At 63.8% G+C, this 16,503-nt stretch carries 14 protein-coding genes; 10 read left to right on the top strand and 4 right to left on the bottom strand.

The genetic code is table 11. The features are described 5' to 3' along the window. The first annotated feature begins 8 nt into the window (after nucleotides 1–8). Entirely contained in the window at nucleotides 9–977 is a 969-nt protein-coding gene (locus HV670_RS15840; RefSeq protein WP_175105742.1) for a DMT family transporter, read from the top strand. A gap of 104 nt (nucleotides 978–1,081) precedes the next feature. Here HV670_RS15840 and HV670_RS15845 read toward each other — a convergent pair whose 3' ends face one another. Next, nucleotides 1,082–1,639: a TIGR00645 family protein gene (locus tag HV670_RS15845; RefSeq protein ID WP_175105743.1), complete on the bottom strand. Its 558-nt coding sequence runs from the start codon at nucleotides 1,637–1,639 to the stop codon at nucleotides 1,082–1,084. 425 nt (nucleotides 1,640–2,064) lie between these two features. Between HV670_RS15845 and HV670_RS15850 the strand changes: the two genes are divergently transcribed. Both HV670_RS15850 and HV670_RS15855 read left to right on the top strand, forming a co-directional pair. After that, a complete protein-coding gene (locus tag HV670_RS15850; protein ID WP_175105744.1) occupies nucleotides 2,065–2,346 on the top strand; it encodes an H-NS family nucleoid-associated regulatory protein in 282 nt (93 codons plus the stop codon). A 177-nt stretch (nucleotides 2,347–2,523) separates the two neighbouring features. Then, on the top strand, nucleotides 2,524–2,781 hold the full coding sequence (locus tag HV670_RS15855; RefSeq protein ID WP_175105745.1) for a hypothetical protein: 258 nt from the start codon (nucleotides 2,524–2,526) through the stop codon (nucleotides 2,779–2,781). A 17-nt stretch (nucleotides 2,782–2,798) separates the two neighbouring features. On the opposite strand, the gene HV670_RS15860 is transcribed toward HV670_RS15855, so the two are convergent. Both HV670_RS15860 and HV670_RS15865 read right to left on the bottom strand, forming a co-directional pair. Further along, nucleotides 2,799–3,482, bottom strand: a complete 684-nt coding sequence (locus HV670_RS15860; RefSeq protein WP_175105746.1) for a YceI family protein — start codon at nucleotides 3,480–3,482, stop codon at nucleotides 2,799–2,801. A gap of 17 nt (nucleotides 3,483–3,499) precedes the next feature. Beyond that, complete coding sequence (locus HV670_RS15865) at nucleotides 3,500–4,489, bottom strand: tyrosine-type recombinase/integrase (RefSeq protein ID WP_175105747.1); 990 nt, start codon at nucleotides 4,487–4,489, stop codon at nucleotides 3,500–3,502. Nucleotides 4,490–4,661: 172 nt separating this feature from the next. Between HV670_RS15865 and HV670_RS15870 the strand changes: the two genes are divergently transcribed. From HV670_RS15870 to HV670_RS15900, 7 genes are all read left to right on the top strand, one after another. Beyond that, nucleotides 4,662–5,771, top strand: coding sequence for a GGDEF domain-containing protein (locus HV670_RS15870; protein WP_175105748.1), 1,110 nt, complete (start codon nucleotides 4,662–4,664; stop codon nucleotides 5,769–5,771). Nucleotides 5,772–5,866: 95 nt separating this feature from the next. Further along, the gene (locus HV670_RS15875) at nucleotides 5,867–6,088 is read left to right on the top strand and encodes a hypothetical protein (RefSeq protein WP_175105749.1); all 222 of its coding nucleotides are present in this window, start codon (nucleotides 5,867–5,869) and stop codon (nucleotides 6,086–6,088) included. 120 nt (nucleotides 6,089–6,208) lie between these two features. After that, on the top strand, nucleotides 6,209–7,429 hold the full coding sequence (gene sbcD, locus HV670_RS15880) for an exonuclease subunit SbcD (protein ID WP_175105750.1): 1,221 nt from the start codon (nucleotides 6,209–6,211) through the stop codon (nucleotides 7,427–7,429). After that, nucleotides 7,426–10,911: an AAA family ATPase gene (locus tag HV670_RS15885; protein ID WP_175105751.1), complete on the top strand. Its 3,486-nt coding sequence runs from the start codon at nucleotides 7,426–7,428 to the stop codon at nucleotides 10,909–10,911. Before sbcD ends, HV670_RS15885 begins: the two co-directional genes overlap by 4 nt. Nucleotides 10,912–11,416: 505 nt before the next feature. After that, a complete protein-coding gene (locus tag HV670_RS15890; protein WP_175105752.1) occupies nucleotides 11,417–12,511 on the top strand; it encodes a SagB family peptide dehydrogenase in 1,095 nt (364 codons plus the stop codon). A gap of 1 nt (nucleotide 12,512) precedes the next feature. After that, complete coding sequence (locus HV670_RS15895; RefSeq protein ID WP_175105753.1) at nucleotides 12,513–14,105, top strand: carbamoyltransferase C-terminal domain-containing protein; 1,593 nt, start codon at nucleotides 12,513–12,515, stop codon at nucleotides 14,103–14,105. Further along, nucleotides 14,102–15,421, top strand: a complete 1,320-nt coding sequence (locus tag HV670_RS15900; RefSeq protein WP_246257502.1) for an MFS transporter — start codon at nucleotides 14,102–14,104, stop codon at nucleotides 15,419–15,421. Before HV670_RS15895 ends, HV670_RS15900 begins: the two co-directional genes overlap by 4 nt. Here the strand turns inward: HV670_RS15900 and HV670_RS15905 are convergent. Further along, complete coding sequence (locus HV670_RS15905; protein ID WP_175105754.1) at nucleotides 15,354–16,409, bottom strand: aldose epimerase family protein; 1,056 nt, start codon at nucleotides 16,407–16,409, stop codon at nucleotides 15,354–15,356. The two genes, HV670_RS15900 and HV670_RS15905, sit on opposite strands and share 68 nt — an antisense overlap. Nucleotides 16,410–16,503 lie beyond the last annotated feature (94 nt).

Raw genomic sequence — 16,503 nt, forward strand, 5'->3', positions numbered from 1 at the left:
ACACCACTATGAACGTGCGCGGTGTGGGCGGTCCGATGCGTGAAGGCATGCTCGGCAACAATATGAAGGGCAGTCTGCTGGGTATCGCGGGCGGGCTGATCATCAGTCTCGATGCACTGCTGATCCGTCTCATGCAGATCGACAACGCATGGATGCTTGCCGCCTTGCGCGGCGGGTTGATGTGGATTGGGCTCTTGGCAGTCTACTGCTGCGTGCCGCGCATGCGGGGCATGCTCGGCAAGCCCTGGCCGACACGCGGCTCGATGTGGTCGATCGTGTGCTACGCGGTGTCCGCGGTAACCTTCGTACAGGCGCTGCTCAACGGGCCGGTCGCGATGGTGCTGGTCATCATTTCATCGACACCGTTCATGACGGCCCTGTTCGCATGGCTGTTGTTCGGCGAACGTGCCCATCCCTCGATGCTGATCGCCGCCGCGTTCGGCATGCTCGGCGTGATCATCGTCGTGCTCGGCGAGCCCCAGGGCACATCGCGGGTGTCCGACTACTACGCGCTGGCGACGGCATTGTCGATGGCGCTTGCGCTCGTCTTCTCGGCACGGGTCGAGGGCGGGACGGTCGGGCTGCCGTCGCTCGGCGGAATCGTGGCATCGCTGTGCATCTGGCTGCTCGCGCCTTCGTCGCTCGCGGGCCTGCATACGCTCGACCTCTGGCACAGCGGCATCTGGCTGTTCGTGGAGGGCGCGGTGGTGATTCCGCTTTCGATGGGCCTGATCTCGCTGAGCACGCGCTTTGTCGCGGCGTCCTCAGCAGGCCTGTTCCTGCTGCTCGAGACCGCGCTGGGACCACTATGGATCTGGGCGGCATTCGGCGAGGCGCCGAGCGCCGCTGCGGCGCTCGGCGGCACGATCATCATCGGCGCCGTGATCGGCCACTTCATCTATGACACGCGACGGCGTTCGAACGCCGCCGCGGGCGCAACTGAAGTGGCCGCGGTGCGCGGCACGCTGGACGCATAGCGAAGGGTTGCGCGGCCGCCGGCCTCGGACCACCACGAGCGTTCGATATGGGCAGACCTTGTTCGCCGTACGCTGCGAAAACGAAGGCTTACCTGGATTTCGCCTCAGTGCGCCTGGTCCAGTGCCGGTGTCTTCGGATACACGTGCGTCGTGATCCGATCGACCCAGGCCATCGCGATCGCGGAGACGAGGAACGACAGATGAATCGTGACCTGCCACATGATCGACGTGCTCGTGCGGTTGTCCGTGTCGATAAAGGTTTTGAGCAGATGGATCGACGAGATGCTGATCAGCGCCATTGACAGCTTGATCTTGAGCACGCCTGCGTTGACATGGTCGAGCCACTCCGGTTCATCGGGGTGCCCTTCGAGGCCGAGCCGCGACACGAAAGTTTCGTAGCCGCCTATGATGACCATGATCAGCAGGTTCGAGATCATGACGACGTCGATCAGGCCGAGCACTGAAAGCATGACGGTCGTTTCGTTGAGCGTGCCGATGGTCGCGACCAGATGCCAGACTTCCTTGAGAAACAGGTAGACGTAAAGTGCCTGTGCCACGATGAGGCCGAGATAGAGCGGAACCTGCAGCCACCGTGACATGAAAATGATCATGGGCAGCGCGCGGCGGGATTGGGCGGGCATGTTCGGTGCGGTGGCTGACATGGGATGAATAGTCGGATCGATTAGCGAGTGGAATGGGATCGGAGCGAGCGCAGACTGGCCATTTTCCGGATTGTTCCGAAATATGGCCTCAGGGCGGCGGTCGGGTGTATTGTAAAGCGTATGAAAGAGAAGGCTCGCTGCGATCCAGCAGGGTTTTGCAGTGCTGTTTTCGGATACTATCCAGGCATTGCGAACCGACCGGCACGTAGGGCGGAACGTCTCCTTGCACTATCTACCACATGGCCCTGCGGCGCGCGTCCAATGCACAGACAAAGTGCACGTCGTTGAGCGATTTATTCAAGTTTCACGGGCGTCCGACCACGGCACTATTATGCTGACCCTATCTGTGTCGAGTCGGCTAACTCGATACAATTGTCGGCATCCCGAGAGTATCCAACGAGGCAAAGTATGAGAGAAGGAAGACCATGGACGAGTTAGTGCGAGAGCGCATTATTTTGTACATCAAGCGTCGCATGAAGGAATATGGCGTGACCGCGGAGCACCTGATGCCACCGCCGGACGAGCAGCAGGCCGAAACCCCCGCGATACCCAAGACCGCCTCGGCGCAGCCGACGTCCGCGCCGACTCCCGGCCACATTCAGTATGCCGATGCTGCAGGCAATTCATGGGACGGCGCCGGACCGATGCCCGAATGGCTGCAGCGTGCGGTTCATGCGGGCCAGTCAGTCGATTTTTTCAAGCGCTAAATGCGGCAAATGAAGAATTCGTTTCAAGACATATTTCAGCTCGTTTCATTGCATTAGCCGGACACCGCGACTGTCACTGACGTTGCGCCACACTCCCGCCGACTTGAATATTTCATTTATGGCATAGCGGTCTCCCACGCTACCATTCGTGCCAGATCAACTTTGGAATCACGAAACATGAAGGTCAGTGTGTGGTTCGCAGCCGTCCTGGCGCTCCTGTCGCTCGCCGCCTGCGGCTCGACGTATCCGCTTTTCACCTCGGATGGCCGCCAGACCACGATGATCGACTGCTCGGGCAGCGACTGGAATCTTTGCGCGGATCGCGCAAAGTCGCTCTGCCCGTCGGGTGCCTACGACACGATCGACCGCCGCGATTCGAGCGAGGGCCGCGGCCTGCTCGTCGCCTGCAGGCCGGGTGCCCCAGCCGCGCAATAGCGGCTCGTCGCAGACGACTATTCGCCCTTCGCACCGCTCGCCGAGTCCCCGGCCGGCGGCGGCGCGTCGCCGGTGCCAGGCCGGTGCTGCACGAACTCCGCCTGGATCCGGACCTGGACGTCGTCGCCGACGGCCGGATACCACTTCGCGAGACCCAGCGAAGAACGATTGAACGTACCGGTCGCCGAGAATCCGGCCGTGGGTTCGCGCGTGAGGGGGTTGGGCGCAGCCCCGTTGAACGTGACATCGAGCGTAACCGGCGTGCTCGCGCCATGAATCGTCAGCGTGCCCGTGAGCTTCGCGGTGGAGGGGCCCGTCGTTTCAAAGCGAGTCGAATCGAAGCGAATAGTCGGATAGTTGGCCGCATCGATCAGCGCGCTGCTCGTCACCAGCTTGTCGAGCGTCTTGTCGTTCGTATCGAGGCTTGCGGCGTCGATCTCGACTTTGACCGAACTCTGCTCGGGCGCTGCTGCGTCGAGTTGCAGCGTCGCTTTCGCGCGATTGAAGCGCATCACGACGCGCGAATACTTCAGGTGATCGACATCGAAGGTGATGCTCCAGTGATTCGGATCGAGCGAATAGACGCCCGCCGGCGCTGCCGAGAGCGTCGAATCGACCGAATGCGTGACCACACGTGCCGCCGTACAAGCGCTTAACAGCGCGACAGCGGCCAGCCATAACCGCGGCGACGCCATCCTCATTCCGAATCCTTGCCTGATCATGCATTCGCCTCGCTGCGTTGCCACGCGCGCCACTGGGTCTGAAGACGGAGGGCCGATTCCAGCTGTTCGAAGCCAAGCCATTCCGCGACAAGTTCGGCGGATTCGCCATTTTCAAACAAATGCGCCGCAAATGAGTTTCGCATGGTTTGCGGGCTCGCGCGCCGGCTTCGCGAATCGGTAATCCCCGCCGCCTCGACCTGTGCGTCGATCGCCCGCAGCACCGTGGCCTTGTGCATCGGCCGGCCGTCGGGGCCGGACGGAAAGGCGAGGCTGCCGGTGCCCGGCGCCGCGCCGCGTTCTCGCAGCCAGGCATCGAAGGCCGTGCGCGCGAACGCAAACGGGCGGGTGCGCCGCGTCAGGCGGGGATCGACGTTCTCAATCTGCAGCCAGCCGTCCGAACGCGCGAGGAAACGCTCGGGCAGTGCTTGCGCTTCGCCGGTCTTGAGCCCCGCGCCGAGAAACGCCGCCAGCAGCGCGCGATCACGCAGTTCGCGCCAGCGCGTGCGGGGGGTGTGCGGCAGCGGTGCCGCAAGGTGGACGACAAGGGCTTCGCGCTCGGCAGGGGCGAGAAAGCCGGTTGGTTCGTTGGCGGGTGCCATCGGCCAGTCCGCCGCGGGATCGGGGTTGAGCGCCGCCCTGCGCGCCGGGTTCGGCAAGCGAGGTTGTTGTTTAGCCAAATGATCGTAAACGCGCTCGATCAGCCGCAGATACCGTGCGCGCTGCTGCTTGCGCGTCGCGAGGCTGTCGAGAAACTGGCCGACGAGCCCGGCATCCGCGCTTCGAAGCGTCCGCCGGCGCAAGTCGAGCCAGTCGACGAAGTGGTTCCACTGCGCCTGATAGACTTGCGCCGACGAATGGCGAAACGACTGCTTGACGAGCCACGCATCGAAGGCGCGGCGCGGGTCGCGTTCCCAGTCGTCGACACGCTGGTCGAACAGATCGACCGGTGGCGGACCCACAGGGTGCGCCGAGGAGGGAAGTGTCATCGCATACCCATTGCGGAAGTCAGTGCTGCGGTGATTCTAAGTTGCGGAAATGTTGGCTACGCGCAATATATATTTTCCAAGCTGCGCGCCCAGGGTGCGGTGCCCCTCATTTTCACGCACCGAATCACCCTACAATAGCGCCTAGTTCAAAGAAATCACGGGGTTGATTCTTATGAGCACGACCGTCAACGGCAACCGGGGTGTCGCGCAGTCGAGTGGGCTGTCGGCCGCAAGCGTGAATGCAGCGGACCGTTCGTTCGACGATTATCAGGCGCGTCACCTGCTGCCGCTCGTGCGGGGGATCAGTCGCGCGGGGCTGCTCGCCTATCTGGCGGCGGTCGTGATCGCACTCGCCGCCGGTGTGCTGACTCCGGCGCTGTTCTGGCGGGTGGTCGTCGCGCTGTTCGTGCTCGGCGCCGTGATGTACGCGCTCGAGCGCGACGTTTCACAGCGGCGCTGGATTCCCTTCGGCTTTGCGTTTCTCGCGTGCTACGAAATCGCGATCGGCGTGTTCGCCTCGGCCAACACGCTTGGTGTCGGCTGGATGCTGCCCGCGTTCGTCATTCTGCCCGTCGCGATGAGCCCGGTCTGGATGTCGCACCGGCATTTCGCGATGGCATCGGCCATCACGGCGCTTGCGCCGTTTCTCGCATTTTCGCTGCTGAATGCGTCGCGCCTCGACCAGTACGAGTTGCTGACCTATATTCTTGCGGCGACGGTCTGCTCGGCCGTCATCCATATCTATTTCTCGCGGCTGATGCATGCGCATTTCAAACTCGAGGGGCAATTGCGCGAACAGGCGCATACCGACGACCTGACCGGCATCTTCGTGCGCCAGCGTTTCCACGAACTCGCCGACCTCGCGGTGCGGCGTGCGCAGCACCGCGCCGAGCCGGTCTCCGCCCTGTTCATCGACGTCGATCGCTTCAAGAGCATCAATGACGAATTCGGCCATTCGATTGGCGACGCGGCGCTCGTGCTGGTGGCCACCACCTTGCAAGACCGCCTGCGGCCGATCGACGTCTTCGGACGGCTCGGTGGCGATGAGTTTGCGGTCGTACTGCCGAACTGCCGTGCCCATACGGCCATGCAGGTGGCTCAGCGTTTGCGGGCCGCGGTCGCCGGGCTCGCTTCGCCGGCGGGGCAATTGACCATCAGCGTGGGGGTCACCGAGATGCGCGAGGCCTCGAACGGCCTCGTGGGCCTGCTCGACGACGCGGACGTCGCCCTGCTCAATGCGAAGGCCGCCGGGCGAAACCGCGTCGAAATGTTCCGCGCCTAGTTCGCGCTCACCATTTTTCCCGCACGACTGAACTCACTCCGACAGCCCGAATCGAAGCGAGCAAGGGCAGGCTGCCCGTTGCGGGAGGAGCGATCATGTCATCGATTATCTATACGAAGGGCCTGTTCAAGGCGGAAGCCGATGTGAGGCTGGTCGACAAGGGCTTGTACCAGGGGTGGGTCAACCTGAGCCGGGACGATGGCGAGGATCCGGACGACACCGTCTACGAAGTCGACGGGACCTCGGCCTCGGAGCTCGAGGCGCTCGAGGAAGCGAAGGCGCTCGCGCACCGGATTCTCGGCGAGATCGAGCTGTAGCGAGGCTCGCCACGCGGCACGGGCTGTCATGCCCGGCTTCAACCGCTGCTTCGGAAATGAGACACTGGCGCACCTGACGCCCGTGCGTCCCTCCCTTTTCCGAAGAAGATCGACCAATCGATGCGCATCCTGCACACGTCCGACTGGCACCTGGGTCAGTATTTCATGGGCAAGTCCCGGCAGGCCGAGCATGAGGCGCTGATCGCCTGGCTCGTCGGGCAGACCCGGCAACACGAGATCGACGCGGTGCTGATCGCCGGCGACATTTTCGATACGGGTGCGCCGCCAAGCTATGCGCGTGAGCTCTACAACCGGCTGATCGTCGCGCTCCACGATGCGGGCGTCGGGCTCACGGTGCTCGCGGGCAATCACGATTCGGTCGCCACGATGCAGGAATCGCGCGGCCTGCTCGCCTACTTCGGCACCGTCGTGATTCCCGCCGTGCAGGACGACCTGTCCACGCAGATCCGCGTGCTGGAGGACCGCGCGGGCAAGCCCGGCGCCATTTTGTGCGCGATTCCCTTCATTCGTGCGCGTGACGTCATGCAGAGCACCGCGGGGCAGAGCGCGCAGGATAAGCAGGGCTCGCTGCAAGACGCGATCCATGCGCACTATCAGAAGCTTTATGCGCTTGCTGCGGAAAGACGCGCGGCACTCGGCGTCGACTTGCCGATCGTCGCGACCGGACACCTGACGACCGTTGGCGCGAGCGCGAGCGAATCGGTGCGCGAGATCTATGTGGGTGCGCTCGAGGCCTTTCCGACCGCGAACTTCCCACCGGCCGACTATATTGCACTCGGCCATATCCACCGACCACAGAAGGTCGGTGGCCTCGAGCACATCCGCTATAGCGGCTCGCCGATTCCGCTGAGCTTCGACGAGGCAAGGCAGCACAAGGAAATGCTGCTCGTCGATCTCGGCCCAGGCGGACTCGAAGCGGTAACGCCGCTTCAGGTGCCATGTTTCCAGACGCTTGCGTCGGTCAGGGGATCCCTGGCGGAACTCGCCGCGCCCATTCGCGCAGCGGCGCAGCAGGCGACAGCCGGCGGGACCGTCTGGCTCGAAGTGGTCGTGTCGGCCGACGACTACCTGAGCGATCTCCAGGCGCGCATCGAAGCGCTAGTCGAAGGCCTGCCCGTCGAAGTGCTGCGGATCCGGCGCGAACGCGCGGTCGCATCGGCAAGCTTGAGCGGCGAAGTGAGGGAGACGCTCGACGAACTGACCCCTGACGACGTCTTCGCGCGCCGGCTCGAAAGCGAAGTGCTCGACGATGCGCTACGCGGCCGGCTGAGCCTGCTGTACCGGGAAGTCGTCTCCGGCATCGGGGCGGACGCGGCATGAAGATATTGACCCTGCGTCTGCGCAACCTCAACTCGCTCAAGGGCGAGTGGAAGATCGACTTCACCCGGCCGCCTTTCAAGGACAACGGCCTGTTCGCGATCACCGGCTCGACGGGCGCGGGAAAGACGACCCTGCTCGATGCGGTCTGCCTTGCGCTCTATCACCGCACGCCGCGCATGGACAGTGTGTCGGCGGGCAGCAATGAGTTGATGACCCGCCATGCCTTCGAATGCCTCGCGGAAGTCGAGTTCGAGGTCAAAGGGCAGGGCTACCGCGCGTTCTGGAGCCAGCGCCGCGCGCGCGACAAGGCCGACGGCAATCTACAGGCTCCGAAGGTCGAACTCGCGCGCCTCGACGGTACGATCGTCACCGAAAAGATCGGTGACAAGCTGCGCCTGACCGAGGACATTACCGGGCTCGACTTCGGCCGTTTCACCAAATCGATGATGCTTGCACAAGGCGGTTTCGCCGCCTTTCTCGAGGCGCGTGCGAACGAACGCGCGGAACTGCTCGAAGAACTGACCGGTACCGACATCTACGGCCAGATCTCGCAACGTGTGTTCGAACGTGCGCGCGAAGAGAAAATCGCGCTCGATGCGCTGCGCGCGCGTGCAGACGGCGTCGAACTGCTCGACGCGACCCAGCGTTCGGCGCTCGATCGGGAAGCGCTCGAGCTTGGCCGGAACGAAACCCTGCTGATGGGCCAGCAAGCCGAATTGCAGAGCCTGTTACGGTGGCGCGAAGAACTCGCGAAGATCGAAGCTCAGCACCGCGACGCACAGGCAGTCGAACAGCAGGCCCAACTGGCGATCCAGCAGACCAGGCCCGATCTCGACCGTCTCGCGGCAAGCGAGCCCGCCGAAAAGCTGAGGGCCATCCATCTCGCGATGTCCGGTGCCGTTCAGGCCCATGCCCAGGCGGCGCAAGCGCTCGCCGGTGCCCGGCTCGAGCGCCGTGCGGCGGCTCGGGGTGTCGCGGAAAATCTCTGGAGGGCGACCGGTCTGCGCAGGCAGATGACCCTCGAGTACGCGCGCTCACTCGCGTCCGTCTCTACCGAGGCGAAGACGCTCGAGGCCGCACTGGCCCTGCACCCGATGCGCGCGAAGCTCGGCGAGGCGCTCGTTGACTGGCGCGCGCAAATCGAAGCGCGCGGGCATCTGCTGGCCGAATCGGTTTCGACCGATACGCGCTTGAGTGCGATCGCAACGCGACTCGCGACCCATCGAGACAGCGCTGAGAAACTGCAACGCGCGCTGCGCGATGCGACTCCCACTGCGGAGGCGCTCCGGCGCGCCGAAGCGGAGCAGCGCGCGAAACTCGTCGGCCTCTTGAAGGGCCGCGACGAGGCTGCGATCCGCACTTCGTGGCAGGTCCTTCAGAATCAACGGGGTGTGTTGCAAGGTCTGTTACAGATTGCGAAAAACCGCGAACAGATCTCCATCCAGCGTGAACAGGCGCAGGCGACACACCGGCAGCGGGAGCAGGTCAAGCTCGAAAAGACCGAAGCCCGCGCGCAGATCGAGCGGCAATGGCGTGCGACGCGAGAGCAGATCGCCGACAAGGAGAAGCTGCTCGCCCAGGAACGCCGCATCCTCGAACTGTCGGCATTCCGCGCCGAGCTCGAGCCAGGTCTGCCCTGCCTGCTGTGCGGATCGACTGAGCATCCGGCGATCACCGCCTATCAGTCGCTCGACGTCTCGGATACGCAGCGCGCGCTCAACGAGAAGCGGGTCGCGCTCGGCGAACTCGAAGACAAGGGCATCAAGCTCAAGACGGAGTTGGCCGCCCTCACGGGTGAGATTCAGGAACTGCTGAAGCGGCTTGCGCAACTCGACAAGGACGACGCTGGCCTCGCGCAGAAGTGGTGCGAAGGGGAGGCGACGCTCGGCATCGCGGTGGCCGATCGTGCCGCATTGAGCGCGCGGATCGAAGAGAACAGCGTCCAACTCACGCATGCGCAGACCACGCTCGAGGCGGTCGAGGCAGCGAAGGCCGAAACCGAACGGGCGGCGGCGGCTTGCCTTGCGGCCGAGAAGTCACTCGTCGATACGAATCATGCATTGCAGCTCGCCGAACGTGAACTGGCGGCATGCCTGACCCAGCAAAACGAAGCCAATGAACTCCGTGCGAAACAGCGCGGCATGCTGGTCGACCGAACGCAGGCGCTCAACGCAGGGGTGCAGGCTGCCGGCCATGCCGAACCGGAGAATTGGAGTGATGCGCAGGCTTGGCTTGCCGCGCGCGTCCTCGAATGGCAGGAGTGGCAACAGACTTCGGATCAGCGGCAGCGGCTCATGCGCCGGATCGACAGTCTGGGCCAGCAGGTCGATCAGGCGAAACTTGAGCAAGACAGATGGCAACAGCGGTGGGATGCGCTGGTCGACGTTCACAGGAAGCTTCAGCGTGAAGCCGCGGAGTCGACGAGTGCCGATGCGGCTGATGCACTCGAATTTCCGGCTGTTCCCGCCTCGGCGAACGCGGCGGCCGACTTCAACGAGGCCGAGATCCGGCTCGAACGCTTCCAGCGCGAGGAAAGCGAACTTGCAGGCGGGGAGGCACGTTTGTCCGCCCGTCTCGAGCAGGACGCCGCGCAGCGCTTGCAGGCCGTCGCGAACTGGACCCGTGCGCTGGATGCGAGCCCCTTCGACGACGAGGCCACGTTCAGCGGGGCCTTGCTCGATCCAGGAGAACGCGACCGTCTCCAGCAGATGCGTACCCGCCTCGATAACGCACTGCTCGGCGCGAAGACATTGCTCGCGACCGCGGCGCAGCGCCTTGCCGAACGTGCCGGAGAAGCGAAGACCGAGCAGACCCATGACGCACTGAGCGCCCGGTTTAACGAGCTGCAGGCCGCCCTGCGTGCGCTTGCGCAACGGCAGGGGGAAGTGCGGGCCCAATTGCAGAACGATGACCGGCAACGCTCGGCGAAGCAGGCACTGTTCGAGCAGATTGCCGTGAAGCTCGACGCCTCTGACGTCTGGCAGCGGCTTAGCAGCCTGATCGGTTCGGCCGACGGGGCGAAGTACCGGAAGTTTGCGCAGGGCCTGACGCTCGATCACCTGATCCATCTTGCGAATCGCCAACTGGTCCGGCTGCATGGGCGCTATCAACTCAATCGCAAGCGCAGCGGCGAACTCGAACTCGAAGTCGTCGATACCTGGCAAGGCGATACCGCACGTGATACGCGCACCTTGTCCGGCGGCGAGAGTTTTCTCGTCAGCCTTGCACTGGCGCTCGCCCTTTCCGATCTCGTCAGCCACAAGACGTCGATCGATTCGCTCTTTCTCGACGAGGGCTTCGGCACGCTCGACGGCGAGACGCTCGAGATCGCACTCGACGCGCTCGATGCGCTGTACGCGAGCGGCAAGATGATCGGCGTGATCAGCCATGTCGAGGCGCTGAAGGAACGCATTCCGGTCCAGATCAAGGTCCGCAAGCGCGCGGGCCTCGGATACTCGGATATCGAGGTGACGGGAGCGTAGGCACAAGGCTGTCTCAAAATGGCGGGCGGCCTCACTTATCGGGCCGCCTTCAACGATTCGTTCTCCCCAGAGCCGATATTGTCCCGCCGTATTGCGCGGGCATGGGGTGCAATCGCTCGGATTGCATGCATTCGGAATGTGGCTACCCGCCAAGGCGCCGTTGCCGAATTGACCCATTTGGCCCTCCCATGAAACTCTGTCCATGCGGCCAGTTCGATTAACCGATGCGGGCCGCGTTTGACTTCGATCGGCTCAGGTCCGCTTTTCAGACCTGCTTCTTAGAGCTGCTTCTTAGACCTGTTCCTCAGGCCTGCCTTTTTCTTGGGAGAGCGTGAAATGAAGAGAGTCCGGCTGGAACCGCCCCTGTCGTACCAGTCGAACGATGCCTATGCCGTGCTGTATCGCGTCATGCGGCCGCCCAAACGGAACGACCGGTAGTCACTGATGCGGCCACGCCCGCAATGGGCGTGGCCGCAGCTGACGTTCAACGATCGGGAGGTAGGTCATGACGCCCTCTATATTCCTGCGGATCACGGATGGAAAATTGATCCTGTGGGACTATCGCCGGCACGCACAATACGAGGTCGGTCTGCAGCACGTGGCGCGTCTCGCCGAGCTGTCCGCAACCGAAGAGCATGCCGGGGCGGCTGCCGCGATCGATGCGGAGATCCGTGCATCGCAGATCCTCGATGAGCCGGAACCGGATGCCTGGGAATGGGATTGCCTCGCGCGCATATTCCACGTCGGCAGCCAGATCGGACATTCGAATGTCGCGACGCCGCGCGGCACCGATGACACTGACGCCACCGATTCGTATCAGGGCTATGTCGATTACTGTGCGTCGATTGTCGACAAAATTCCCGAGATGCATATCGAGCTGCCGGGCGAAGCGATTGCGCTGCCCGAGGTCGACTCGCCCGAGCTCGACGCGCTTGGGCGCATGTCGCTATGGGACGCGCTGGTCGCGCGCCGCACCTGCCGTGATTTCCATGCGCAAGGCATTAGCCTCGCTCGCGTCGCGACCGCGTTGTGGGTCACATTCGGCGCCGTGCATGGCGCCCAACGCATGGATCTGCTCGAATGCGGGCTGATGCCGGTCGGCTACCGGCGGACGTCGCCATCGGGCGGCTCCCTGCATCCGAGCGAACCCTATCTCGTCGCGCTGCGCGTCGACGGTCTCGAATCCGGCATCTACCACTACCGTTCGCGCACGCACGCGTTGACGCGTGTCGCACCGGCGCTCGAGCCCGGACGCCTCGGTGCGATGCTCTGCGCGCAGAGCTTCGCGGAAGATCTTGCCTACGGCGTCTTCGTGGTGTCGAGGTTCGACAAGATGTGGTGGAAATACCCCCACTCGCGCGCCTACCGTGTGGCGCTGCTCGATATCGGCTGCCTGATCCAGACTTTCCAGCTGACCTGCGCCGCGCAGGGCATTCAGTCCTGGCCGACCGGTTACTTCGTCGACCATGAGATCAATCGCTTGCTTGAACTCGACGATGCGAGGCATTCGGTGATGTTCTTTCTCGGCGCGGGCATCGGTTCGGGCAGCGTCGCGCGCGAGGCGCTTACCGCGATCCATGGTTCGACGCGAGGCGGCTGAGATGCGGGTGCTCGCATTCAAACCGGGTCACGATGGCCACATTGCCCACCTCGTCGACGGGGCGCTGGAATTTTCGATCGAAGCTGAAAAGGACTCAGGCCGCAGGTATGCGGCCGCGGAGGTTCCGATGATGCTCGACGTACTCGAGGCCGTGGACATGCTGCCCGATGCCTTTGCGCTGAGTGGCTGGGCGACGGGCTCAAGCCCCCGGGGGCGCGCGATTGGTGCCGGGTATGGCGGGCTCGAGCGCGCGACGGTACGCGAATGTTCAATCCTCGGCATGTCGACGAAGCTGATCTCCTCGTCTCACGAACGTTCGCATATTCTTTGCGCCTATGCGCTTTCACCGTTCCCACAGGGCATGCCTTGTTATGCGCTGGTCTGGGAGGGCCATATCGGCGCGTTCTATGAGATCGACATGGCCCTCCAGGTGACGAAGCTGGCCGACATCATGTGTTCGCCCGGCATCCGGTATGCGTTTGCCTACGCCTTGTGCGACCCGGCATTCGACCTGCCGGCGGGCTCGGTCAGGCTCGGCGATGCGGGCAAGCTGATGGCACTTGCAGCCTACGGCGATGAAGGACCGGCGCACGCGGAGGAAGAGGTCCTGCTTGCACGGCTGCTCGGCGATCCGCTCATGTCGCCCAGGCTTTGCAAGGACGACTTTCGCGGCTTCGCCTGCTGCGACAGCGGGGTCGATTCGGCACTCGCGAAGCGACTCGCGCGTCTCGTCTCGAAAGCCATTTTTTCCTTCTTCGAAGCCAGGATCCGCGCGCTCATCAGGGACAGGCGTCCACTGCTGATCGGCGGAGGTTGCGGCCTGAACGGCGACTGGAACCGCGCCTGGCTCGACTCGGGCCTGTTCGCGGATGTCTTCGTGCCGCCTTGTGCCAACGACTCGGGTTCGGCCATCGGCACCGGTGTCGATGCGCAATTCCTCCTCACAGGGAATGCCAAACTGAAGTGGGATGTCTATGCAGGCGCATCCTTCGACGATGACGATGGTGCGGCGTCCCGCAGCGAACTGGGGAAGTTCCGCAGGCACGTCGGCGGTCTTGGCCAGATTGCCATGCTGCTCGAGGCGGGCGCAATTCTTGGCTGGGTGTCCGGGCGCAGCGAGATTGGCCCGCGAGCGCTCGGCAACCGCTCGATCATTGCGGCGCCGTTCAGCGCTCATATGCTGACGCGCCTGAATGCGCTCAAGCGACGCGAGTCGTTTCGCCCGATCGCCCCCATGTGCCTCGAAGAGGATGCGGGCCTCCACTTCGATCTCCAGCGGGCGAGCCCTCATATGCTTTTCTTCGCACGGGCGAAGACCGACCGATTCGCGGCCGTCACGCACGTCGATGGCTCGTCGAGAATCCAGACCGTGAGCGCCGGCGAGAACGCGCCGCTTCATCGCTTGTTGACGGCTTTCAAGGCGCACACGGGTTTCGGGGTGCTTTGCAATACCTCGCTCAATCTCAGTGGTGCGGGTTTGATCAATCGCACGTCCGATCTCGTTCGCTATGCAACGGATTCGGGCCTCGACGGGTTTGTCATCGACGGCATCTTGTTCGTGAACGGGATCGAACGATTCGGGGTGCGGGCATGACCGAGGACAATGTGACCGGGACGACCACGGTGACCGGCATGCTTCGCGGGCTTCCTGGCTATCGCTACCTGCTCGCGGCGCGCGCGGTCAGTTCGCTGATCGTATGGGTCGACTTCACGCTGATCTTTTCTTCACTCACGTATTTCTGGCACGCGACCCCGGCGACGGTCGGCATCGCCTCCGCACTCTATGGTCTGCCGGGACTGCTGCTCGGACCGTGGTTCGGCCGCTTGGCGGACCGCAAGGAGGCCTTGTCAGTGCTGCTCTTCAGCTATATGGCACGGGGCTCGACTTCCTTGCTGCTGGTCTTCGCGCCGGATGTCCACCTCTTCGTGCTGCTGGTGTTTCTCAAGGGACTGGGCAATCTCGGCGCGATGCCGGCCGAGCAGGTCGTCCTGAGATCGATGCTGAGCCGCGACCAGCTGGTTGCCAACGCGGGCGTCACGACGACCCTCGACCAGTTGACCAAGATCGCCGCGCCCTTGCTCGGTGCGCTGACCGCGGTCTTGTATTCACCCGTTGCGGGATTCAGCCTGTCCGCGGTCCTGTCGGTCGTCGGGCTGGCTTTGCTGATTCGCCTGCGGCGCTATTGTCCATTGCGCACTGGAACACGGTCTGCACAACGACCGGCGAAGCGAAGATCCGCCTTGCGGGGACTGCTTCGCGACGATGCGGACTTTCGCGCGGTGTTCATCGCCTCACTGATTCAGACGGCGGTCCTCGGACTCTACGACCCCCTGCTCGCGCTCTTTCTCAAAGGACTCGGCTTTCCGGTCTCGACGTTCGGAACGCTCGTGAGTTGTACCGCCGCCGGGGCGATCCTGGGCGCCATGCTGTTCCGGCGCCTGTTTTTCAGATTCGCCGCGCGCAGGCTCGCGTTCGCCTCGCTGACCGGCTTCGGCCTGACCGTGCTGATCCCGGGTCTCGCGACGATCCCCGGCCTGCCTTTCGCCTTGTCGGCCGACTTTGCCTTCGCATGGCCAACGATGCTCGGACTCTGGGTCGCGAACGGCTGCTTCTATGGTCTGGCCGCGATGAGTTTCGTCGTCGTGATGCAGACCCGCTGCCCGCGAGACGCCCTCGGATCCGTCAGCGCCACGGCGCGCAGCGCACAGCTCGCCCTGCTCGTGCTGGGCCCGCTCGCGGGCTCGGGCGCCGCGCGATGGATCGGCCTGGAGGCCGTGTTCGCTGCGAGCGGGCTGCTTGCGCTCGCCTGCGGGGGGGCACTCCTGCTCGGCCGCGGCCGGACTATCGCTCGTTGCGCAGGCCGACGCGATACTGGGTGGTCTGCCGATAGATCTGGCCCGGACGGATGATCGCGGGCTCGGGATGCGCGCTGTTGACCTCGTCGGGAAACCCACCCGTTTCGAGACAGAACGCTGCGTGCTTGCCGTAGACCGTGCCGTCCTTGCCGAGCTCGCCCGCAAGAAAATTGCCCGTGTAGAACTGCATGCCGCGTTCGGTCGTCAGCACATCCATCTCGCGGCCGCTGGCGGGGTCGTAGACATTCGCGACAGGGCGCAGGCTGCCGACTTCGCCGGACAGCACATAGCAATGATCGAAACCGCCGGCGCGCGCGAGCTGGGCATGCGGCCAGTCGAGACGGGCACCGATCGGCGCGCTCGTACGAAAGTCGAATGCGTTGCCGGCGACTTCGGCGAGACCGATCGGAATCAGTTCGTCGTCGACTTCGAGGAAATGATCGGCACCGATCGACAGCATATGGCCGCGAATGTCGAGGTCGCGTCCGTTCAGGTTGAAATACGCGTGATTCGTCAGGTTCAACGGGGTCGGCGCATCGCTGACGCCGCGATAGTCGATCGTCAGCGTGCCGTCGTCGTCGAGCGTGTAATGGACTTCGACCTGGACTGCGCCAGGAAAGCCCGCATCGCCTTCAGGCGACTCATAACGCAGGCTCAGGCCGCCGTTGTCGGGTTCGACTTCCCAGAGCGCGCGGTCGAAACCACTGCTGCCGCCGTGCAGCAGGTTGTTGCCTTCATTGCGGTCGAGCGTGTATTCGATGCCGTCGAGCGTAAAGCGCGCACCGCCGATCCGGTTGGCCCAGCGCCCGATGAGCGCACCGATGAAGGCGCGGCTGTTCCAGTAGTCCGTGGGCGTATCGTGCCCCAGCAGGATGTCGTCCAGACGGCCTGAGCGATCCGGCGCGTGCCAGCCGAGCAGGGTGCCGCCGAAGTCGGACACCGTGATCTTCATACCCTGGGCATTGCGCAGGGTGAAGCGTTGTACTTTGTCGCCCGAGGGCAGGGCACCCCAAAGTTCGGAAACAGTCGTATTCGTGCGCATGCTTGGATAGGGGATAAATCAGGCCCGGGATTGGGCGGTTTTGACCAGGGTCGCCAGCGTAGTCGCAGGTGACGCCAACCGGTGGCCGGACGAG

The sequence above is a fragment of the Pararobbsia alpina genome, assembly GCF_902859895.1.
GTDB classification, from domain to species: Bacteria; Pseudomonadota; Gammaproteobacteria; order Burkholderiales; family Burkholderiaceae; genus Pararobbsia; species Pararobbsia alpina.